This window comes from Cellvibrio sp. (genome assembly GCF_039207905.1).
Taxonomy (GTDB): Bacteria; Pseudomonadota; Gammaproteobacteria; order Pseudomonadales; family Cellvibrionaceae; genus Cellvibrio.
The window spans coordinates 190,729-211,009 of sequence record NZ_JBCECX010000002.1; the positions used below are offsets into that span (position 1 = coordinate 190,729).

A 20,281-nucleotide genomic window follows, 5' to 3' on the forward strand; every position below is an offset into this window, starting at 1 on the left:
ATGGCAGAAGTAACCGTAAATGAACTCGCCAAATCGATAGGTGCACCGGTCGAGCGTTTGCTTAAGCAAATGCAAGAGGCTGGTTTGCAGCACAAAAGCGCCGAGGCGAAAGTTTCTGACGATGAGAAACAGCGCCTGCTCAACTTTTTAAAGAGCAGCCATGGCGAAGCCGCGCTGGAGCCCAAGAAAATCACCTTGCAACGTAAAACGACTACGACCATTAAAACCGGTACGGGTAATGCACGCAAAACGGTAAATGTTGAAGTGCGTAAAAAGCGCACCTACGTTAAGCGTGAGGATGAAGTGGCAGAGTCCGCCGTTGCAGAACAGCAGGAACCGGATTTTGAGCCGGAAATCGAAGTGGCACCTGAGCCGGAAGTGGCGCAGGTGGAGCCTACTCCTGAGCCTGTTGTTATCGCCGAAGTTGCTGAGCCAGAAGTGGTTGAGCCACAAGAATCTGAAGCTCCTGCTGCAGAAGCGCCATCTCACCGTATCTCTTTCACCGATGGTATCGAAGAGAAGCGTCGTGCTGCGATTGAGCGCCGCCAGGCTGAAGAAGCTGCGCGTGTAGCAGAAGCCAAAGCGCGCGATGATGCAAAACGTGCAGCTGAAGAAGCAAAACGCGCACCTGCGCGCACGGAAAAACCGGCCGACAAGCCTGCTGGACAAGCGCCTGCTAAAACTGCACGCCCTGATGCTCGTCCACCGGTGAAAGGTAAGCCTGCGGTTGCGGTTATTGCTCCGCCTGCAGACAAAGAAGATACCAAACATGGCCACGGCCATAAGAAAACCCACAAGCGCGATGAAGATGATGGCGATGATCAGGATTCACGTAACAAGCGTGGTGCTGGCAAAGCCGTTAAGAAAGGCGCGCCTGGCTCTAAAAAATCGCCTAAAGTCGATTTGCTGGATTTCGTTGCAGAAGATGGTGAAGACAGCGATGTATTAGCGCGTCGCAGCCACTTGCGTGCGAGCCACAAAAAGCACAACAAACACGCCTTTAAAAAGCCGACCACCAAAATTGTTCATGAAGTGAATATTCCAGAGACTATTGCTGTTTCTGAATTGGCACAGCGTCTCACCGTTAAAGTGGGCGAAGTGATCAAGCGCTTGATGAAGATGGGTGTAATGGCGTCGATGAACGAATCTATCGATCAGGACACTGCGGTGTTGCTGGTTGAAGAGATGGGGCATCAGGCAGTATTGGTTAGCGAAAACGACATCGAGCATGCGTTGGAGCGCTCGCTGGAAACCGAAGGTGATTTGGTGCATCGCGCGCCGGTTGTAACCGTAATGGGTCACGTTGATCACGGTAAAACCTCGCTGCTCGATTACATCCGCGAAGCTAAAGTGGCCGCTGGCGAAGCCGGTGGTATTACCCAGCATATCGGTGCTTATCGTGTGACAACCTCACGCGGTGAAATTACCTTCCTCGATACTCCAGGTCACGCCGCGTTTACCGCAATGCGTGCCCGCGGCGCGAAAGCAACCGACGTGGTAATTCTGGTAGTCGCTGCGGATGACGGTGTAATGCCGCAAACCGAAGAGGCGATCCTCCACGCACGTGCGGCGGAAGTGCCTATCGTAGTCGCGATCAACAAGTGCGATAAGCACTCTGCTGATCCTGATCGTGTTACTAACGAGCTGGTGGCGAAAGGTGTAATTCCTGAAGCTTACGGTGGTGATACCCAGTTTATCCAGGTATCTGCCCATACCGGCCAAGGTATTGATGAATTGCTTGAGGCGATTTCATTGCAGGCAGAAGTATTGGAATTGACCGCTGTGCCTAACGCGGCAGCGAAAGGTGTGGTGATTGAAGCGCGTGTTGATAAAGGCCGCGGTACAGTTGCTACCATCCTTGTTCAACAAGGTACTTTGAAGCAGGGCGATTTGATCCTTGCTGGCCAAAGCTATGGCCGTGTGCGTGCGATGAGCAACGAGCGCGGACAGCAAGTGCATGAAGCTGGCCCATCTACTCCGGTAGAAATTCTGGGTCTGGATACTGCACCTAGCGCTGGCGATGACTTTGTGGTTCTGACCGACGAGCGTAAAGCGCGCGAAGTTGCCCAGTTCCGTGCCGAGAAAGAGCGTAAAGAGAAATTGGCGCGCTTCCAGGCATCCAAGTTGGAAAACATGTTCTCCAATATGGAAGCTGGTCAGAAGAAGACGTTGACCGTGGTTGTGAAGGCGGACGTGCGCGGCTCGCTTGAAGCGATTATGGCGTCACTCAACGACATCGGTAACGATGAAGTGCAAGTGAACATTATCTCTTCCGGCATTGGCGGCATCACCGAAAATGACGTGAATCTGGCGATTACTACCGGCGCGATCATTGTTGGCTTTAACGTGCGTGCCGATAGCGCGACCCGCCGTTTGGCGGAAGGCGAAGGCGTAGATATCCGCTACTACAGCATCATTTACCAATTGCTGGACGAAGTGAAAGCGGCGCTCAGCGGTATGCTTGACCCAGAGCGTGTTGAAACCATCGTTGGTATCGCTAACGTGCGTGAAGTGTTCAACTCGCCGAAGTTCGGCCAGGTTGCTGGTTGTATGGTGATTGAAGGTACTGTTTCGCGTAACAAGCCGATCCGCGTATTGCGCGATAACGTGGTGATCTTCACCGGTGAGCTTGAATCCCTGCGTCGCTTCAAAGACGACGTAAGTGAAGTTCGCAACGGTTTCGAGTGTGGTATCGGCGTGAAGAACTACGACGTTAAAGTCGGTGATCAGATCGAAGTTTACGAAGTGAAAGAGGTCGCGCGCCAGCTCTAAGCGAGGCGCAATACCTGCGCCCCACTCCTGTCATGGGAGTGGGGCTTTGTTATTTTTAAGAGGTTGAGTGGCGCATGCCAAGAGAATTTACCCGTTCAGACCGCGTATCCGATGCTATCCAGCGTTTGCTGGGGCAGGTGATTCCCAATGAAGTCCGCGATCCGCGTATTGGTTTGGTCAATATCAATGAAGTCACCGTCACCCGTGACATGGCCTATGCCAAAGTCTATGTGACCTTTGTCGGCGTTGATGATGAAAAAGAAAGTGTTGCAGCGGCGGCGATCCTGAATAAGGCGAGCGGCTTTTTGCGTACCTTTTTAGCTAAAGAATTGAGCATGCGCACTGTGCCCAAGCTGCAGTTTATCTACGACAAAACCTCGGTCAAAGGCCAGGCATTGTCGACCTTGATTGAGCGCGCACTAAAAGAAGACAGTCTGCATCAGCACGACGATGAGCCTTCTGCAGAAGATGATCCCAAGGGCGAGCAGCACTGATGGCGCGTAGAAAAGGCCGTCCCGTTGACGGTGTATTGTTGTTGCACAAACCTGCCGGCATGACCTCCAACCACGCATTGCAGCGCGCCAAGCGTTTGTTCTTTGTGGAAAAGGCCGGTCATACCGGCGCGCTTGATCCATTGGCAACCGGTGTATTGCCGCTGTGTTTTGGTGAGGCGACCAAGTTCTCGCAGTTTTTGCTCGATGCTGACAAAGGCTATCGCACCTGTATTCGCTTGGGTGCGACTACTGATACCTGCGATGCCGACGGCGAAATCCTTGAGCAAAAATCCACGGCGGGTATCACGCTTGCGCAAGTCGAAGCGGCACTCAAGCCGCTGATCGGCGATATCTTGCAAGTTCCACCCATGTATTCCGCGCTCAAGCTCAATGGTCAGCCGCTCTACAAGATGGCGCGTCAGGGCGTTGAGGTGGAGCGCGCACCGCGTCCGGTGACTATCCATAGCATTGATATCCTCGCCTTCCGTGCGGGTGAAGCGGCTGAAGTCGAATTAGACATCCGCTGCACCAAAGGCACTTACATCCGTTCTATCGCGGTAGATTTGGGTGTTGCTTTGGGCTGCGGCGGCCACGTTAAAACTTTGCATCGCTCATTGGCCGGGTTATTCAGTGAAACCCAATGCGTGACCTTCGAGGAACTTGAGGCGCGCTTTGCCGATGTGCAAGCAGCTGAAGGTGACGAAGCGGCCTACGCAGCGCTGGATACTTATTTGCTCAGCGCCGATGCCCCCGTCGCCAGCTTGCCCGCCGTAGAGCTACCTGCCAATAGTGCTTATTACTTCCGCTTGGGCAACCCGGTGATGGTGTCCAAGGTCTACCGATTTGGTGAGCAAGGTGCTATTGTGCGCGTCTTTTGTGCAGAAACCGAACAATCACCCCGTGCATTTTTGGGGCTGGGAACTATCACCGATGAAGGTGGCGTGGCTCCCAAACGAATTTTGGCGAACCGCTCGTCTACTGAGCAGTAAATAGGCGAACAGTAAGAGACGAGCAATAAGCCGCAAGAATTTATCCGTAAGCTATGCTTGCCCGGGTAAAAAGCCGCGGATGACATCCATCGTTCTTCAAGGACTGGATAATCACCGCAACAACCCACCTGTAAATATGCACGGGCGGGCTGTAATTGAATCGCATATTAACTGAGGAAAACATCATGGCACTGAGTGCTTCTGAAAAAGCTGCAATCGTAAACGAATACAAACAAGCTGAAGGTGACACTGGCTCACCCGAAGTCCAAGTTGCTTTGTTGACTATCAACATCAACAAGCTGCAAGGCCACTTCGCTGACCACAAGGCTGACCACCATTCTCGCCGCGGTTTGATCCGTATGGTAAACGCGCGTCGTAAATTGTTGGACTACCTAAAAGGTAAAGACGCTTCTCGTTACGTTGCTCTGATTCAAAAATTAGGTCTGCGCCGTTAAGTTTGTCCAGTGCCCGCTCTGCGGGCACTTTTTTTCTCCCCGTGAGAAAAGTTGCTTTTAGTTTTTAATTGCAGAAAGAAAGTAGGGATTTGCGCTGATGAGAGAAAAAGTTGGCGCTCGGGCAGGATGCATCGTTTGTACTGATTTTTATTGATCCCGTATAGATTCTGCATCGATAAAAACAAACAAACTTAAGACGCGTAACAATTAACGCAATTGATTTTTAGTGAATACAAAGGATAAAAGAGTGAATCCGATAATTAAGAAATTTCAATACGGCAACCAAACCGTAACCCTCGAAACTGGCCGCATTGCTCGTCAAGCAACCGGCGCAGTATTGGCCACCATGGGCGAAGTCAGCGTACTTTGTACTGTAGTGGGTTCCAAAGAAGCTAAAGCCGGACAGGATTTCTTTCCGCTGTCTGTGCATTACCAGGAAAAAAGCTACGCCGCTGGCCGTATCCCCGGTGGTTATTTGAAGCGTGAAGGCCGTCCTTCTGAAAAAGAAACCCTGACCTCTCGTTTGATCGATCGTCCAATTCGTCCACTGTTCCCGGAAGGCTTCCTCAACGAAGTACAAGTTGTTTGTACCGTTGTATCAACCGACAAACAATACGATCCCGATATCGTTGCAATGATCGGTACTTCTGCTGCTTTGGCAATTTCCGGTATTCCATTTAATGGTCCTGTTGGTGGCGCACGTGTTGCCTACACCCAGGAAGAAGGTTACATCCTCAACCCAAGCTACGAGCAACTTGCCACTTCCGAGTTGGACATGGTTGTTGCTGGTACTAAAGACGCTGTGTTGATGGTGGAATCTGAAGCAAAAGAATTGCCGGAAGACATCATGCTCGGCGCAGTACTTTATGCTCATCAAGAAATGCAAGCCGTTGTGCAAGCTTGTGCTGAATTGGCGCGCGATGCGGGCAAGCCGCGTTGGGATTGGCAGCCAGCTCCAGCGAACAGCGCATTGACTGATGCATTGGTAAAAGATTTTGGCGATTCAATCGGTATGGCTTACCGCATCACCGATAAAGCCAAGCGTTACGACCGTCTGGGCGAATTGCGCAATCAAGCAGTTGCAGAATTGGCAACTGAAGCGACTGGCTTCTCTGCTGATGAAATCAAAGCAGAATTCGGCATGGTTGAATACCGTTTGGTGCGTTCGCGCATCGTAGCGGGCGAGCCACGTATCGATGGCCGCGACAACAAAACCGTTCGTCCAATTCAAGTTGAAGTTGGCGTGTTGGGCAAAGCCCACGGTTCTGCATTGTTTACCCGTGGTGAAACTCAAGCTCTTGTAGTTGCGACTTTGGGTAACGCGCGCGATGCACAAATCATCGACTTCCTCGAAGGCTCCAAAAAAGATGCATTCATGCTGCACTACAACTTCCCACCATTTTCGGTAGGTGAGTGTGGTCGTATGGGGGCAACCGGTCGTCGCGAAATCGGTCACGGCCGTTTGGCTCGTCGCGGTGTTGCAGCTGTTCTTCCTGCTGAAGCGGATTTCCCTTACACACTGCGTGTAGTGAGCGAAATTACTGAATCAAACGGTTCAAGCTCAATGGCGTCTGTGTGTGGTTCTTCATTGGCGTTGATGGATGCCGGTGTTCCACTCAAAGCGCCAGTTGCGGGTATCGCAATGGGCTTGGTGAAAGAGGCTAACGGCTTTGCAGTATTGACCGACATCCTCGGCGACGAAGATCACCTCGGCGATATGGACTTTAAAGTTGCTGGTACCACTAGCGGTGTAACTGCACTGCAAATGGATATCAAAATCGAAGGTATCACCGAAGAGATTATGGAAATCGCACTGGAGCAAGCTCTGGCTGCGCGTTTGCACATTCTCGCCGAGATGAACAAAGTGCTCGCCACTTCGCGTTCAGTAGTTAGCGAAAATGCACCGCGTTTTGAAACCATCAAAATCCATCCTGACAAGATTCGCGACATCATCGGTAAAGGCGGCGCGACTATTCGTGCAATTACTGAAGAAACCCAATCTTCAATCGATATCGATGATGACGGTACCGTGAAGATTTATGCCGACAACGCAGAAGCACTTAACGCGGCAATTTTGCGCGTACAAGGTATAGTTGCGGAAGCAGAAATCGGTGCAATCTACGAAGGTACTGTTGTGCGTATCGTAGACTTCGGCGCATTCGTAAACTTCCTGCCAGGCAAAGATGGCTTGGTACACATCTCTCAAATTGCTGACGAGCGCGTAAACAGCGTGAGCGATTATTTGAAAGAAGGTCAGGTTGTTAAAGTAAAATGCCTCGATGTAGACCAACGCGGCCGTATCAAACTCTCTATCAAAGAAGCTTTGGCAGAAGAGTCAGGTGCAGCACCTGCAGCTGAAGAATAATTTCAGTTAGCTACGCAATAAAAAACGCCCGCTTATGCGGGCGTTTTTGTTTATGGAAAAATACTTATCGCCACGACATAAACGGATTTAAAATCCTATACCAGCCGGTAAATTTCAGCGGCGCGCTCAACACGGTTAGACAAATACAATCTTCATTTTGCAGTGCGACCGGGCTGTGGTGATGGCTTGCATCGCGTGCGATAAAATCACCTGCTTGGTAAACACCCATTTCGTCGGAGAATGCACCGCTTAACAGCACTGTATATTCAATGCCTTTGTGAGTGTGTGTAGGAATTTTTGCACCGGCTTTGATTTTTTGCAGCGCAACGCGAAAGCCTTTCACATTGACCAGCGGAGTTAAATCAAATTGACCGATTTCTTTTGTTTGGCGTTGCCATGGCAGCTTGTCGATGGAGGTTGGTAAATAACGCAATAATGGATTGGTAAAATGAGGCACACTTTTTTCTTCAAGGTGTGTGGTATTTTTCTTTGCTCTTGCTGCTGATGGTCGTGCTTCCAGCGATGCCATTAGCGCATCAAAAACGCTGTCATCGGCACTGGCAGGTTTGAGTGTTTCCAGTAGTGCGCCACCGAGATGGTTAAAATTTTTCACAAGACTGCGGCACTCGTGACAAAAACACATATGCACAGAGACTGCCAATGCCTGCGGGATGCTTAAGCTGCCCGCGGCGTAATCCATCAGTGTCATTTCATCAGGATGGCTGCCGTTCATATTTCTTTTGCCTCAAACATCACGCGTAATTTCTGTAATGACAGACGCAAGCGCCCCTTCACTGTACCCAGCGGAATGTCCAATTCCTCTGCAACTTCTTCGTGGGTTTTTCCTTCGTAATACACTTTGCGCAATGCGATCATCTGCTCTTCCGGCAATTTATCGAGCGCGGCTTTCACAAATTTTTCGGTCGATAAATTCTGGATAGAAAAAATGGTCGTATCTTCAGTGGGGATCTGCCACAGGTCTTCGGTCTCGATCACTATCTCCGCGCGGCTGCGATTCAATTTGCGCAACAGGTCGATACGTTGGTTACGGGTGATGGTGAAAATCCAGGTGGACACAGACGCAAGCGATTCTGAATATTTGTCGGCATTGCGCCACACACTGGTCATCACTTCCTGCACCAGCACTTCAGCGTGTTGGCTAAACCCCTGATTGATTGCATAGGCTTTGATGCGCGGCGCAAAGTGCTGGTATATCGCACGGAAAGCCAGTTTATCGTCGCTCTCGGCGACTCGTGCTAGCAATGCACCCCAATCCGGCATATCAGGTGCGGCGGTAGAGTCAGTCATTGACACAGCCTTTTTCGTCGTCAAGTGAAGTCTCATTATCGCCTACTGGTTAGTTTTTGACAGTCTATAGCCTCCTTTTACGTTATTTAGCTTCGTCTGGATCAGTATTGGCTGGGTAATGGCGTGTAGATGTCTTTATCGATACCCCTAAAGATCCGCTCGGAGCTTGCCAGATTCACCTTTGTGTATTAGTGTAGTAATACACATCAATTTAAACTAGTCCAAGTTTATCCATAACAGGGAATTCACTATGGGATCTCGCTTTAACATCATCGTCGCGTTGTTGGCTTTCGCCAGTGTTGCTGCCAATGCAGATACCAGCCTTTATGAAGTCAGCAAGGGGGCGCAAAAGATTTATCTTGGCGGCACCATCCATGTGTTGCGCGCTAGCGACTATCCACTACCTGCAGAATTTGAGCAGGCATATGAAAAATCAGATGTGCTCGTGCTGGAAACCGATATGAAAAAGGCGAGTTCGCCTGAATTTGGTCAGCAAATGGCGCAGGCGTTTATGTATAGCGATGGCAAAAAATTATCCCAGGATTTGCAACCAAAACTCTGGCAAGAGTTGCAGGCCGTTGCGCAGCAAAGCCAGTTTCCGCTTGAGCAGATGAGTGTGTTTAAAGCGATGTTTGTCAGCCTGTCGTTATCGATGACCGAGATGCAGCGCAAAGGCTATGGCGTAGCACAGGGCGTCGATACATTTTTTTATCAAAAAGCCATCCTCGATGGAAAAGCAACGCAAGAGTTGGAAACAACGAGTGAAGTGTTAGGGCAATTAGTATCGCTTGCCGATATGGATGCAAATCTGGTGATCAAATCGACGCTGCGCGATATACGCAAAATGGATCAGGTATTGGGTAAGTCGGTGAATTATTGGCGTGCCGGTGAATTGGAAAAATTAGATAAAGAAATGGCCGCCGATATGCGCAAAGAAGCTCCGGAAATTTATGAGAATTTGCTTATTGCCCGCAATCAAGCTTGGCTACCCAAAATTGAAAAAATGTTCCAATCCCCCGAGATTGAATTGGTATTGGTCGGTAGCCTACATCTCAGTAGTGAAGAAGGTTTGCTCGCGCAATTGGAAAAGCGTGGTTACAAAATAAAAGCGTATCAATTAATAAAATAATTTTTAGGTTTTTTTGCGAGGGATTTCTATGACAGCGCCGGTATCGTTAAACAATGTACAGCGTAATTTAGGTGGCGTCACGGTATTAAAAGGGATTAGCGCGCAAGTATTGCCCGGTCAAGTAGTTGCATTACTTGGTAAAAATGGCGCAGGCAAAACCACCTTGTTGGAAACTATTTTGGGGTTTGGTTTTCCCACTGCGGGTGATGCAAAACTCTGGGGTGTTGCCGCGACTGATATTGATTGCGCTACAAAACCGCGCCTTGGTTTTGTGCCGCAGCAAGATGAATTAATGCAGAGCCTGAATGGGTGGGAGCACCTTGCGTTGTTTAAGGCGTATTACCCCAATTGGAATCAGATGTTGGTTGATAAGCTGATAGCTGAGTGGCTTATTCCTATGGATAGTATTGTAGGAAAGATGTCGTTGGGGCAGCGCCAAAAACTCTCCATTCTCCTGGCGATTGCCCATGATCCCGAGCTTCTGGTACTGGATGAACCTGTCGCAAGTCTTGATCCCATTGCTCGCCGTCAATTTTTACAGCAACTGGTGGATATAGCTGCAGATAGCTCGCGCTCGGTGATTTTTTCTACTCACATCGTCGGCGATGTAGAGCGAGTGGCTAATCAGGTGTGGATGATGCGCGACGGAGCATTGGCTTATCAAGGCGAGTTGGATGCGCTCAAAGAATCCTTCGCGCGTGTCTATCTCCATGCGTCTGAAACCTTACCGCCGCGACTGGAGTATCCCGGTCTCTGCCGACAAAAAATTCAGGGTAAGCAAGCGCAGTTGGTATTCAATTCGTGGCAAGAATCCTTGGTGCCACAGTTAGCTGCTATCCATAACGCGAAAGTGGATGTGGAATATTTGGGGCTGGAGGATATTTTCATGGAGTTAAATCCATGAGTGCCCCGCGGATAGTGAGTGCATATTGGCAGTTGTTCCGTTTGCTGACGATGCCTGCGCGTTACCAGTTCTGGATACTTATCGGTAGCCTTGGCTGCGTGTTGTTGGGCGCAGTGGGAAGTGTATTGGGTTATGCGTGGTTTTGGATTCCCGCGCCTGTTTTGTTTGGTATCTGGTTTTTTAATGCCGCATTAGTTATTCATGGGCAGCTGTTGGTGCTAGCGTCTAATCGCAGTCTCAATTTATTACCCAATGTGCGGCAGCGCGCGCTGGTTATCCATTTCGCGATAATAATTTTGATATCCGTAGCACTGACCTTGTTGCAATTTATGAAAGGGGAAGCACTTGCTGCCAGCGTAATAGGCAGTTGGACGCTCTGCTCTTTGTTGTCGTTTGGTTTTATTGCCAGTCTGGTTTTCTCGCCACAATATGGATTATTGCTGCTGTGGTTATTCAGTTGGGGATTTTACCGATTGATATGGCCGCTCTGGATTCCCTTGTGGTGTTACAGCTGCGTTGCGGTAATAGCATGGTGGGTATATATCCGTTGGTGGTTGCGGTGGCTGCCTGAGAAACGAATCAGCAATCCCTTTATGGTCGCTACATGGGAAACCTTGCAGCAGCGCAGTCAAAACGCTTCGGGTGGTCAGGGAATTTTGGTAGGTGTAGCGCAACGCTGGCTAAGGTTTTTCCCCGCAAAAAATGCATCGCCGCAAGATGCTTATATCTATTTGTTGATGGGAGGTGCGGGCAGTCGGTTAGCGCGCTTGGTTAACTGGTTAGTTGCGTTAGTGATCTTGATGCTGGTTTTTTCGCTATGCCGTATCTTTGGTATTTCGAATGTACTTCAGGATCTAGCTCAAGTGGCGGCTGTTATTTGTGTGTGGGGATTTCTGGGCGGTGCTGGCTTGGGGTTCATCATGTGGATGTATCACAACCTCGGGCGTACCTGGCTCTATTTTCCTGGCAGTCGTGCTGCGCTATTTAAAGCGATTGAGCGGCGTTATCTGCAAGTCTTGTTACTGGACGCGCTATTGTTCTGTGTAGCAGGATTCTTGGTGGTGCAATTGATCTATCCGGATCTTTATTTGGATAGATCATCATTGTTACGGGGCGCCTATTATTTTGTATTGGTGTTGAGCTTTTGGTGGTTTTACTTTCAATGTGCTTGGCTGGTGTATTGCCGGACGCATGGCAGCGTTCAATGGTGGAATTTTGCCGTGTTTTTATATGTGATCGGACAGTTGATGCTGGCGGGTTGTTGTTGGTGGTTGGTGGAAAAAAATGGGCAGTCTCCTGAGAGTTTGGTAATGATACTTGTCCTCGGCTTTCTATTGTTCGGACTGGCGTTGCGTCCCATCGCTCAGGCCGCGAGTTTGAGAATAAACTTTTCGCGGAGAGCTCACTGATGTTCAGATTAGATCCCCAGTCGGGCATTCCCATTTATCGTCAGTTAGTCGAACAAGTGCGCCGCATGGTGGCCGGCGGCCAATTAAAAGCGGGCGATGAATTACCTTCTGTGCGTGAACTTGCAGTGGCGCATGCAGTAAATCCTATGACGATCTCCAAAGCCTACAGTTTATTGGAAGTGGAAGGTTTACTCGTGCGGCAGCGTGGTAAACCGATGCAAATTGCCGCGCAGAGTGCGCCGCAAAATTCCGAGCAGGAGCGCTTGCAACATTTGCAGCCGCAATTGGAACAATTAATTCTTGCTGCTCGCCAATTAGAAATTCCCGATAAAGTGCTGCTGGCGAATCTGCGCGAATTATTGGGCGATAAATAAATCTAACCGTTATCGATAGATATGGCGTTAATTAAGGAACTAAGGATGAAAACATATTGGTTAATCCGGTGTGCCGGTCTTGCGGCGCTCGGTGCTTTACCGGCGTGTAGTCCGCAAGCAGAAAATCAACTTGCGACAAATACGATTATGAAGGCTTGCCCCGGTTTTGTTGAAACGGGTAAATCCCCGCTGGTGTATCGGGCGGAGTGTGGCGAGTTAACTGTAAAAGAAAATCCCGCAGATCCAAATAGCGCTGATATTCGCTTGGCCATTTTGCGCTTGCCCGCCATTAGTCCTGTCGCAGATGCCGATCCGCTCTTTCTAATTCAGGGCGGCCCAGGCGGTTCCTCAATTGATATGGCCAATCAAATACATACTTTTTTTGCGGATGTGCGTAAAAATCGTGATCTGGTTTTTGTGGATCAACGCGGCACTGGCAAATCCAATCCGTTGGCGTGTGAGCAAATCAAGCCTGAAGAGTTGACCTTACCGGAAGCGGCACAAACCGAAAAATATTTGTCCTTAATGAAAAGTTGCGCAGAAAAGTATCGCAATAATTCTGCTTTCTATACCACTAATTATGCAGTGCAGGATTTGGACGCGGTGCGTGCTGCATTAGGCTACAGCAAGATTAATCTTTGGGGCGGCTCCTACGGGACGAGAGTTGCACTTGAGTATGCACGGCGGTTTCCGCAGCAAGCGCGCACGATTGTTTTAGATGGTGTGGCGCCAGTGAATATTGCCCTGCCTAAATACTTTTCTCGCGATGCGATGGCGGCATTGAGTGCAGTGAGCAATGAGTGTCTGGCGCAAGCTGATTGCGCGGCAGAGTATGGCGATATAGTACAAAAAGCAGAATTGGTATTGCAGCGGTTGAAGTCACTGCAAGAGAAAGGCGAAACACTCAGTGTTTCTTATGAACACCCACGCAATCAATTAACGGAAACACTCCAGCTAACGCCGAGGATATTTTCATCACTGATTTTTATGTCGCTTTATTCGCGCGATTTGACGGTGTTGTTGCCGCGTGCAATTAGCAATGCAGAAAAAGAAGATTATCGTTTACTGGCGGCGGTATTTGCGTTGTCTGGTGAGCAATCAGAATTGATGAATATTACCGAGGGCATGCGTTACAGCGTTATCTGCAATGAAGATTGGCCGTTGGTTTCGCAAACTGATATTGAGCAGAGCAAACCGTTTTTGGGCTATTCCTTTGTAAAAGAGATACAACCTGTTTGTGCGCTCTGGCCAAAAGCTGAATTACCTGCTGATTATTGGCAACCAATTAAAAGTGGCATACCTGCGTTATTGCTCTCTGGAAAACACGACCCGGTTACACCTGAAGCATGGGCTAAAGAGGTGGCGGCGCATTTACCAAATGCGACTTTGCTAAGCGCGGCTGGCGGTAACCATTCTATTTCTTCCGAAGGCTGTGTTCCGCAATTAATTGCGCAGTTCATTGAACGCGCTTCCATGCAGAATGTGAAATCCGATTGCGTAAATAATATAAAACCGCTGCCGCTAGTGTTGGGGGCAAATCAAAAGAAAACACCGGCTTCGGCTGCAGATAATATGCTGTCGACAGGGAGTGAGCAGCCATGATTCGAGTGGAACATCTCAGTAAAACCTTTGCGATAAAAAAACGCAGCGGATTTGCCTTTTCAAAAAAATCAGATACAACACCTTCAGTTATTACGGCGTTAGATGATGTCAGCTTCACGCTGAATGATGGGGAGATCACCGGATTGCTAGGCTTGAATGGTGCAGGCAAATCAACCTTGATGCGCTTGATATACGGCTTGCTGCAACCGAGTGCGGGCGATGTGTGGGTCAACGAGCATCAAGTCAGTAAAAATCCTAATGCAGCGCGCCAGCAATTAGGTGTGTTGCCTGATGATACCGGGTTGTATAAACGTTTAACCGCGCGCGAAAATATTCGTTATTTCGGCGAATTGCAGGGGCTGAAAGGCGATGTGTTAGAAAACTCTGTCAATCAATTGATCGGTTGGTTGGGCATGGAATCCATTGCGGAACGTCGCGCGGAAGGGTTCTCACTAGGCGAAAGAATGAAGACGGCATTGGCTCGCGCCATTGTGCATCAACCGCAACATGTTTTATTGGATGAGCCTACCAATGGTTTGGATGTAATCACCACCCGCGCTGTGCGGCGTTTGTTGCACGAATTAAAACAGCAAGGGCGCTGTGTTATTTTCTCCAGTCATTTAATGCATGAGGTTAGCGGTTTGTGTGATCGGCTTATTGTAATTTCGCACGGAAAAATTTTAGCCGATGGCAATCTTGATGCAATTCTGGATGCGGGCAAGTCACATAATCTGGAGGATGCGTTTGTCAATCTGGTTCAGTCGCAACAGGAGCTGCAACATGGGTGAGCTATTCAATAAAATTGCGATAGTGTTTCGCAAAGAGTGGAGGGATTCGCTACGCGATAAAAAAAGCCTGCGCATGACATTGCTTATGCCAATTTATTTTGTCGGGGTTTTTGTTGCGTCCTCCATGTTTATTATCCATATGAGCAATCAATCCAAGGCGACCAATAATGAGCCTATCAAATTATCGGTTGTAGGTGCAGAGCAGTTGCCTCATTTGGTTGAATGGCTGCAAGAGCGCGGCGTGCAAGTTGATGCAGTAGGCGATGATGCCTATCAACAAGTTGAACAGGGACAGTTGGGTTATGCGTTGATTATTCCAGATGACGCGCGCGAAAAATTCTCAACCGGTGAGTCAATTGAACTCGCATTGGTTTTTGATGCAACGGATAATAAATTGCAAGGTGCAATCCATTTTGTGCGGCAGCAAATCTGGAGCTGGAATGCGCGTATGGGGAGTTTGCGACTATTGTCGCGCGGTATTTCTCCCAGCGTTGCCAATCCGGTTTATATTCGCGACCTCAACGTTGCCAGCGATGAAAAAATGGGCTTTTTTGTAATGGCCAGTTTGCCCATGTTATTAATACTCACGGCGTTTATGGGCAGCGTCGGCTTCAGTGCAGATATGACCGCAGGCGAGCGCGAGCGTCGCTCATTGGAATCCTTATTAATAACACCGGTATCTTCAGTTGCACTAGTATTGGGTAAATGGCTGAATAGTTTTTCTCTGACACTGACTATTTTACTGGTTGAAGTGGTGCTGTTGATTGGTGCATTTGCCTATGTTCCGTTTAAGGAGCTGGGGTTGCGTGTGGATGTTTCTCCGCTGGAATTGGCGGGCGTTTTTGTTGTGCTGGCATCGCTCGCACTATTGGCAACCGGGCTACAGTTTTTGATTTCATTATTTGCCCGCAGCTTTAAAGATGCACAAACCTACATGGGGTTGATGGTATTTATTCCGATGGTGCCGCTGTTCTACACGTTATTTAATCCAAGTGCGTATGCTGAGTGGTTCCGTTGGGTGCCGGTGTTGGGGCATCAGGTATTGATTAAGGATTTATTATTGGGTGGCACAATTACGGTCACGCATTTTTTGCAGGTATGGTTAGTGTCTGGTGTTATTGTGGCCAGCTTTTTGATCTACACCATTCGACAGTTGCGCAAACCTAAAATTGTCTACGGGGTTTCGTAGCGATGTTGATAATAAAAAAGGCGCACAGGCGCCTTTTTTATTATCCAGAATGTTGCAAAATGAAAAATGGCTTAGCTTTGCGGTGGTTTTGTCGCTACAAAATGATCGTAGTGATTTATTCCGCTATAAAATTTTTCCAGATTTTCAAATACAGAAAAGTCCACCAGGTTACGAAACTTTGCCCAACCAATATAGCAAGCCAATCTGAGCTGAGCCTCGTTATAGGGCGCGCTTGTCGGCAGGGCGGATTGGTTTAATTCGGCTAACGTTGAGTGAATGCGCGCAGCTTGACGCTGTAAATAGGGAATTGCATTCACATCCACTCCATCTCGCTTGATGAAAAACAGGTTTGCTGTGGTATCCAGCACTGTATTAACCAAACAGACATCATCCAATTCTTTTGCGGTGTTGCAGTAAGTTTGTCCTGCCTTTTCTCGCAAGTATTTAACAATCGACGCTGAGTCGGTTAAAAATGTTTCTCCATCCTCCAGAAAAGGTACGCGCTGTGTGGGTGACTTAACTGCGCTACTTGCTTGGTCTGTTTCAACAAAGTCGCAAGCTTGGTTGGTTTCCAATAACACAATACGTACATGGCGAACAAAAGGTGATGTGTAGCTGCCGTAAAGTTTCATAACGATGTTCCGGGTGAATTGTTATTGCGCTTGCGGTGGATATTTAAATGCTTGGCGTGCGAGCAATTTCCACTCTCCTGCTTGTTTTTGCCATACCAGCAATATACCCAAGTGAATTTTATTGGGCACACCACCGTCTTTAATATCGGCATTGAGATTGTGGCGCACCAGTGCTACATCGCCGGAGATAGCAATTGTTTGGTCGGCCAGCTCTATGGTGACGAAATCGGATTTTCCGCTGACAATTTTTTCAATAAACGCACTCTGGTCTTCAATGTGTCCACCGGAATGGCCGTAACTCAATAAGGGCGAAGATAGTTGTTTAAGTGCTTTGCCATCGGCATCGATCATGGCCTTGCTCAGTTGCTCTACTTTTTTGCTGACGAGTTGGACATCAGCTTTGTTGTCTGCAAATGACACAGGACTGATGCACAGGCTGGCGATAAGTAAAAGGCGGGTGATAAATGGTTTTTTGCGTGCAGTGTGATTCATAGGAAAACCCTTGGTATGTGGATAGGGCGACCGAGTTATGTTGCGTGTGCCGAGGTCAGGCTTGTTGTAATAGGGTGATTCTAGCGTCTAATTGGTGAGCCATATAGGCTAATTATATAAAAGCATGCTGATGGCCAATCTGGATATTCCAACACGGTTTTTGACAATAGTGCTAATTCTCGCGACACTGAGTGTGAAGGGTGTCACATGTTTTCATGTCGATAGCCTTAGGGTTGGTTAAACGAATCAAGGGAGTTGCAGTATGCGGGAACTTAGAACCACAAAATTACCCCTCAAATCCAGTCTCGCCGAGCGTTTGCAACACATTGTTGATGACCGGCGCGGCGCGCAAAAAGCAGTGCCTATTGACTTGGGGCGCTACCTCAATGAATCCCAATTGCTCGCCCTACACAGCCTGGAAAGTTTTGGTTGGCAGTTGTGGTTTGTGCGGCGGCCTTTGTTTATGGAATCGATTGTCATTGTCAGCAATGCAGAATCGACCCAGCACGCGCAATTGGAAGGCGACGGTTCAGTAAATTTAAAGCCCCCGATTACTTTGCGTCATTAACAAACGCTGCTGCATCGAATTCTAATTGCTGTGCGAATTATTCAGGCAGGATTCAGTGGTTTGATCCTAGCATGAACTTCGTATCCTCTACGGAGTTCCGCCATGATCAAGATGCTGTCCGCTGCGTTGGTGTTTATCCTCTCTATTTCCTTGTCCGCTTGCGGTGGTGGGGGCGGCGGCACTGTGGTGGTGGAAGACCCGCACGATAACTTTGTTCCTGAATTACGCGCTTTCGATATTATCGATAGTTACGATGTCGATACCGCAAATCCCAATCATCCTCCACTGGCGTTGAGTCCGTATTTATATGATGGCCTATACGAAATTTTTTGGGATGTAGATAGCCTTGAAGATTATCGCGTTACCTTGCGCATTAATGATCGCACTAATATTGCGGGCAGCTTGCCAATCTATACTCAAACCTGCGGTGCTGGTCGCCCGTGTGACCAAGCGGGTGGTTGGGTGTGTGAATATACGAATGATTTTTATATGTCGTGCGAAGGTTCATCGCGTGAGGTTGATATTTATTCGTTAATTAACAAGGTACCGCAAAAGGTTTATCTGTTTATTGAGATTTGCGATATCAACTCCAATTACTGCGAATACGATTATTATCCGGTAACTCTGGAATAATTCACCTCTGCTGAAATCGCGTAAAATTTTATCCATGCGCAAGGATAGCGCTGGAAAAATCCTGCCTAAATGATCATGCTGCTGTTTTTCCTACGCAGTAATTTTTCATGATTAGTGATCTCTCTTTTTATCTCCTTGCCATTCCTGTAGTGATTTTAGTTGGTATGTCCAAAGGTGGATTTGGCGGTGGTTTTGGTACCCTGGCCGTTCCGTTGTTGGCGCTGATGATTGATCCTCGCCTTGCAGCCGCAATCTTATTGCCAATTTTGTGCAGTATGGATGCTGTGAGCTTGTGGAGCTTCCGTGGCACTTGGGACAAACTCAATTTAAAAATCCTGTTGCCGGGAGCCTTGCTTGGGACTATTGCTGGTGCACTGACATTTGAAATGACTAACGCCGATTGGGTGCGCTTGATCATTGGGTTATTGTCGATTTATTTTGTTGCCCATTATTTATGGGGTAAGCATTTTTTAGAGCAACTGGAACAGCGCGCGCCCAATAAAATTGCAGGTAGTTTTTGGGGCAGCATTGCCGGTTATGTGAGTTACATCGCCCATGCCGGCGGTCCCCCCATCGCGATTTATTTATTGCCGCAGCATTTATCGAAGTCTGTACTCGCGGGCACAACAATTTTATTTTTTGCCATCATCAACTTTATTAAATTAATCCCTTACGTGTGGCTTGGTCAGATCAGCAGCGGTTCTTTTTATACCTCGCTGGCGCTTCTGCCGTTTGCACCTTTGGGGGTATTGCTGGGCGTGTATTTACATCATCGGGTATCGGATAAGGTTTTTTATTGGGTTAGCTACGGTTTTTTGTTTTTTGCGGGTATCAAGCTAACCTATGAAGGCGGGTTGGGCTTGTTCGGATGAACCAGTTGGCTGGAATTTGCGTGCAAATTGGGTATTATGCAGACGCTAGTTGCGGGGCGATCAACTTGGGATGTAGACAGGATCACCGTGAACACAACAATCTATTAAAGGATTCAAAAATGAAAAATTGGTTAGCTGCTGTTGCATTAAGTTTACCTATGGTCGCGGTTGCAGGTGATAACGCGACAGGCGGTTTCTATTTGGGCGGCGGTGCAGCAGATGTGAAAATGCGCTTTGACGGCGGTGGTTCTCTTGATTGGACTACGGGTGAGCTGCTTGGCGGCTACAAACTTAACCCTTACGTCGGAGGTGAGGCGCGGCTCGGGTACGGTTCTGAGGATGGCCTTGATCTGATCTATAACTCTTTGTACTACCGCACTGAAAGCTCAAATGACACAGCTAAAACCTATCTTTTATTGGGTTACACCTTTGGTGTGATTAAGCTGGATGCTGAGTCAGGTGAAGACGACACTGTTGACTTGAATGGTTTTTCTTACGGTGCAGGTGTGGGTTTCTCGGTCACTCCTCAGCTGAATTTCAACTTGGAGTATCGCATGATTTTGAATGGCGACTCTAAATATGATGGTGATAAAGAGGGAATTGAGTTAAGTGGTGTATCCATTAATGTAGATTACCGCTTCTAATATCTGCACCACTTGTGATTGGTCTGGATTTCCGCTTTGGAAACCAGACCCATCACATAGTTCGTTTTTTGCTCTTCTGCGAAGTCCACTTATCCAGCGACGTTAGTTGTCCCCTCTCCAGATGATGCACTTGAACTGCTCTCACTGCTTGCGCTGCTGATTGGTAGTGTGCAGTACTGGGTGATTTTTTCCTCGATTTTCGCTGCTGCACTGGACGTTTTGTTCTGCTGTTTCCAAAATTTACATTCAGTGCTGTTCTCTTTGATCTTTCTTAGTTTCGTTAGTCTATCTGCTTCAGACTTCTCTATTAACTGTTGTTCGCGACGTGCTTCTGCTGCTGCGTAAAATGATTCTGCATTGGTCGCGCTGCTGTTGATTTCCACTGTTGGCGCGGATGATGTAGTTAATACAGTCTCTGATGCTGATTCTGGTGGTACTGCATTGGATGGGGCACTGGTGAGAAGATAAACCGATATACCACCTAGCACGAATAGTGCGGCGCCGCCAACAACTGCCTTTACTCCTAATTCCATTACGCTTTCTCCTGTAAGCAAAGTAAATCCTGGGAGTTGGCGCTTATGTTACTGACTTGCGTCACAAAATACAAAAACACGCGACTAATTTTTAGCCTATCAACCATTAACCTCGCCCTGCCGACCAAA

General features: G+C 48.3%; 21 protein-coding genes. 16 read left to right on the plus strand and 5 right to left on the minus strand.

All coding sequences use genetic code 11. From position 1 onward, the window contains the following. The 5 genes from infB to pnp all read left to right on the plus strand — a co-directional run bounded on the left by infB (position 1) and on the right by pnp (position 7,075). A complete protein-coding gene (gene infB, locus AAGC78_RS01860) occupies positions 1-2,772 on the plus strand; it encodes a translation initiation factor IF-2 (protein WP_435782326.1) in 2,772 nt (923 codons plus the stop codon). Positions 2,773-2,846: 74 nt separating this feature from the next. Next, entirely contained in the window at positions 2,847-3,266 is a 420-nt protein-coding gene (rbfA, locus tag AAGC78_RS01865) for a 30S ribosome-binding factor RbfA (RefSeq protein WP_435782327.1), read from the plus strand. Then, positions 3,266-4,255 carry a tRNA pseudouridine(55) synthase TruB gene (gene truB, locus AAGC78_RS01870; protein WP_435782328.1) on the plus strand — a complete coding sequence of 330 codons (990 nt, stop codon included), beginning with the start codon at positions 3,266-3,268 and terminating at the stop codon, positions 4,253-4,255. The genes rbfA and truB overlap by 1 nt, the downstream gene beginning before the upstream one ends. A 185-nt stretch (positions 4,256-4,440) precedes the next feature. Then, positions 4,441-4,710: a 30S ribosomal protein S15 gene (rpsO, locus tag AAGC78_RS01875; RefSeq protein WP_133679621.1), complete on the plus strand. Its 270-nt coding sequence runs from the start codon at positions 4,441-4,443 to the stop codon at positions 4,708-4,710. Positions 4,711-4,957: 247 nt separating this feature from the next. After that, positions 4,958-7,075, plus strand: a complete 2,118-nt coding sequence (gene pnp, locus AAGC78_RS01880) for a polyribonucleotide nucleotidyltransferase (protein WP_435782329.1) — start codon at positions 4,958-4,960, stop codon at positions 7,073-7,075. 64 nt (positions 7,076-7,139) lie between these two features. Here pnp and AAGC78_RS01885 read toward each other — a convergent pair whose 3' ends face one another. Together AAGC78_RS01885 and AAGC78_RS01890 are read right to left on the minus strand one after the other, a co-directional pair. Next, positions 7,140-7,808, minus strand: coding sequence for a ChrR family anti-sigma-E factor (locus AAGC78_RS01885; protein ID WP_435782330.1), 669 nt, complete (start codon positions 7,806-7,808; stop codon positions 7,140-7,142). Continuing rightward, positions 7,805-8,383: a sigma-70 family RNA polymerase sigma factor gene (locus AAGC78_RS01890; RefSeq protein WP_435782331.1), complete on the minus strand. Its 579-nt coding sequence runs from the start codon at positions 8,381-8,383 to the stop codon at positions 7,805-7,807. The genes AAGC78_RS01885 and AAGC78_RS01890 overlap by 4 nt, the downstream gene beginning before the upstream one ends. A gap of 250 nt (positions 8,384-8,633) precedes the next feature. Between AAGC78_RS01890 and AAGC78_RS01895 the strand changes: the two genes are divergently transcribed. Genes AAGC78_RS01895 through AAGC78_RS01925 form a run of 7 tightly spaced genes read left to right on the plus strand, consistent with a single transcriptional unit; the run spans position 8,634 to position 15,778 of the window. Then, on the plus strand, positions 8,634-9,512 hold the full coding sequence (locus AAGC78_RS01895; protein WP_435782332.1) for a TraB/GumN family protein: 879 nt from the start codon (positions 8,634-8,636) through the stop codon (positions 9,510-9,512). Positions 9,513-9,540: 28 nt separating this feature from the next. Then, positions 9,541-10,416 (plus strand): ABC transporter ATP-binding protein, encoded by an 876-nt coding sequence (locus tag AAGC78_RS01900; protein WP_435782333.1) that lies wholly within the window; start codon positions 9,541-9,543, stop codon positions 10,414-10,416. Continuing rightward, complete coding sequence (locus AAGC78_RS01905) at positions 10,413-11,825, plus strand: hypothetical protein (RefSeq protein WP_435782334.1); 1,413 nt, start codon at positions 10,413-10,415, stop codon at positions 11,823-11,825. The genes AAGC78_RS01900 and AAGC78_RS01905 overlap by 4 nt, the downstream gene beginning before the upstream one ends. After that, positions 11,825-12,199 (plus strand): GntR family transcriptional regulator, encoded by a 375-nt coding sequence (locus AAGC78_RS01910; RefSeq protein WP_435782335.1) that lies wholly within the window; start codon positions 11,825-11,827, stop codon positions 12,197-12,199. The genes AAGC78_RS01905 and AAGC78_RS01910 overlap by 1 nt, the downstream gene beginning before the upstream one ends. A 45-nt stretch (positions 12,200-12,244) precedes the next feature. Then, on the plus strand, positions 12,245-13,801 hold the full coding sequence (locus tag AAGC78_RS01915; protein WP_435782336.1) for an alpha/beta hydrolase: 1,557 nt from the start codon (positions 12,245-12,247) through the stop codon (positions 13,799-13,801). Beyond that, positions 13,798-14,589: an ABC transporter ATP-binding protein gene (locus tag AAGC78_RS01920; protein ID WP_435782337.1), complete on the plus strand. Its 792-nt coding sequence runs from the start codon at positions 13,798-13,800 to the stop codon at positions 14,587-14,589. The genes AAGC78_RS01915 and AAGC78_RS01920 overlap by 4 nt, the downstream gene beginning before the upstream one ends. Next, positions 14,582-15,778 (plus strand): ABC transporter permease, encoded by a 1,197-nt coding sequence (locus AAGC78_RS01925; protein ID WP_435782338.1) that lies wholly within the window; start codon positions 14,582-14,584, stop codon positions 15,776-15,778. The genes AAGC78_RS01920 and AAGC78_RS01925 overlap by 8 nt, the downstream gene beginning before the upstream one ends. Positions 15,779-15,849: 71 nt before the next feature. On the opposite strand, the gene AAGC78_RS01930 is transcribed toward AAGC78_RS01925, so the two are convergent. Next, the gene (locus AAGC78_RS01930; protein WP_435782339.1) at positions 15,850-16,410 is read right to left on the minus strand and encodes a glutathione S-transferase; all 561 of its coding nucleotides are present in this window, start codon (positions 16,408-16,410) and stop codon (positions 15,850-15,852) included. Positions 16,411-16,431: 21 nt separating this feature from the next. Beyond that, positions 16,432-16,902: a nuclear transport factor 2 family protein gene (locus tag AAGC78_RS01935; RefSeq protein ID WP_435782340.1), complete on the minus strand. Its 471-nt coding sequence runs from the start codon at positions 16,900-16,902 to the stop codon at positions 16,432-16,434. Between the two features lie 262 nt (positions 16,903-17,164). Here AAGC78_RS01935 and AAGC78_RS01940 point away from each other — a divergent pair, with 262 nt between their 5' ends. The 4 genes from AAGC78_RS01940 (at position 17,165) to AAGC78_RS01955 (ending at position 19,619) form a co-directional block, all read left to right on the plus strand. Then, positions 17,165-17,470, plus strand: coding sequence for a hypothetical protein (locus AAGC78_RS01940; RefSeq protein ID WP_435782341.1), 306 nt, complete (start codon positions 17,165-17,167; stop codon positions 17,468-17,470). A 102-nt stretch (positions 17,471-17,572) separates the two neighbouring features. Continuing rightward, positions 17,573-18,103 carry a hypothetical protein gene (locus tag AAGC78_RS01945; RefSeq protein WP_435782342.1) on the plus strand — a complete coding sequence of 177 codons (531 nt, stop codon included), beginning with the start codon at positions 17,573-17,575 and terminating at the stop codon, positions 18,101-18,103. 107 nt (positions 18,104-18,210) lie between these two features. Beyond that, positions 18,211-18,975, plus strand: a complete 765-nt coding sequence (locus tag AAGC78_RS01950; RefSeq protein ID WP_435782343.1) for a sulfite exporter TauE/SafE family protein — start codon at positions 18,211-18,213, stop codon at positions 18,973-18,975. Between the two features lie 119 nt (positions 18,976-19,094). After that, on the plus strand, positions 19,095-19,619 hold the full coding sequence (locus tag AAGC78_RS01955; protein WP_435782344.1) for a porin family protein: 525 nt from the start codon (positions 19,095-19,097) through the stop codon (positions 19,617-19,619). A gap of 89 nt (positions 19,620-19,708) precedes the next feature. Here the strand turns inward: AAGC78_RS01955 and AAGC78_RS01960 are convergent, their stop codons facing one another. Further along, positions 19,709-20,152 carry a hypothetical protein gene (locus tag AAGC78_RS01960; protein WP_435782345.1) on the minus strand — a complete coding sequence of 148 codons (444 nt, stop codon included), beginning with the start codon at positions 20,150-20,152 and terminating at the stop codon, positions 19,709-19,711. Positions 20,153-20,281: the final 129 nt, after the last annotated feature.

Coding starts and splice junctions, on each gene's coding strand:
- AAGC78_RS01935 (WP_435782340.1), bottom strand. CDS start 16,902: ATGAATCACACTGCACGCAAAAAACCATTTATCACCCGCCTTTTACTT.
- AAGC78_RS01905 (WP_435782334.1), top strand. CDS start 10,413: ATGAGTGCCCCGCGGATAGTGAGTGCATATTGGCAGTTGTTCCGTTTG.
- rpsO (WP_133679621.1), top strand. CDS start 4,441: ATGGCACTGAGTGCTTCTGAAAAAGCTGCAATCGTAAACGAATACAAA.
- AAGC78_RS01960 (WP_435782345.1), bottom strand. CDS start 20,152: ATGGAATTAGGAGTAAAGGCAGTTGTTGGCGGCGCCGCACTATTCGTG.
- truB (WP_435782328.1), top strand. CDS start 3,266: ATGGCGCGTAGAAAAGGCCGTCCCGTTGACGGTGTATTGTTGTTGCAC.
- AAGC78_RS01890 (WP_435782331.1), bottom strand. CDS start 8,383: ATGACTGACTCTACCGCCGCACCTGATATGCCGGATTGGGGTGCATTG.
- AAGC78_RS01895 (WP_435782332.1), top strand. CDS start 8,634: ATGGGATCTCGCTTTAACATCATCGTCGCGTTGTTGGCTTTCGCCAGT.
- AAGC78_RS01885 (WP_435782330.1), bottom strand. CDS start 7,808: ATGAACGGCAGCCATCCTGATGAAATGACACTGATGGATTACGCCGCG.
- AAGC78_RS01900 (WP_435782333.1), top strand. CDS start 9,541: ATGACAGCGCCGGTATCGTTAAACAATGTACAGCGTAATTTAGGTGGC.
- AAGC78_RS01950 (WP_435782343.1), top strand. CDS start 18,211: ATGATTAGTGATCTCTCTTTTTATCTCCTTGCCATTCCTGTAGTGATT.
- AAGC78_RS01955 (WP_435782344.1), top strand. CDS start 19,095: ATGAAAAATTGGTTAGCTGCTGTTGCATTAAGTTTACCTATGGTCGCG.
- AAGC78_RS01925 (WP_435782338.1), top strand. CDS start 14,582: ATGGGTGAGCTATTCAATAAAATTGCGATAGTGTTTCGCAAAGAGTGG.
- rbfA (WP_435782327.1), top strand. CDS start 2,847: ATGCCAAGAGAATTTACCCGTTCAGACCGCGTATCCGATGCTATCCAG.
- AAGC78_RS01920 (WP_435782337.1), top strand. CDS start 13,798: ATGATTCGAGTGGAACATCTCAGTAAAACCTTTGCGATAAAAAAACGC.
- AAGC78_RS01940 (WP_435782341.1), top strand. CDS start 17,165: ATGCGGGAACTTAGAACCACAAAATTACCCCTCAAATCCAGTCTCGCC.
- infB (WP_435782326.1), top strand. CDS start 1: ATGGCAGAAGTAACCGTAAATGAACTCGCCAAATCGATAGGTGCACCG.
- AAGC78_RS01910 (WP_435782335.1), top strand. CDS start 11,825: ATGTTCAGATTAGATCCCCAGTCGGGCATTCCCATTTATCGTCAGTTA.
- AAGC78_RS01930 (WP_435782339.1), bottom strand. CDS start 16,410: ATGAAACTTTACGGCAGCTACACATCACCTTTTGTTCGCCATGTACGT.
- AAGC78_RS01915 (WP_435782336.1), top strand. CDS start 12,245: ATGAAAACATATTGGTTAATCCGGTGTGCCGGTCTTGCGGCGCTCGGT.
- AAGC78_RS01945 (WP_435782342.1), top strand. CDS start 17,573: ATGATCAAGATGCTGTCCGCTGCGTTGGTGTTTATCCTCTCTATTTCC.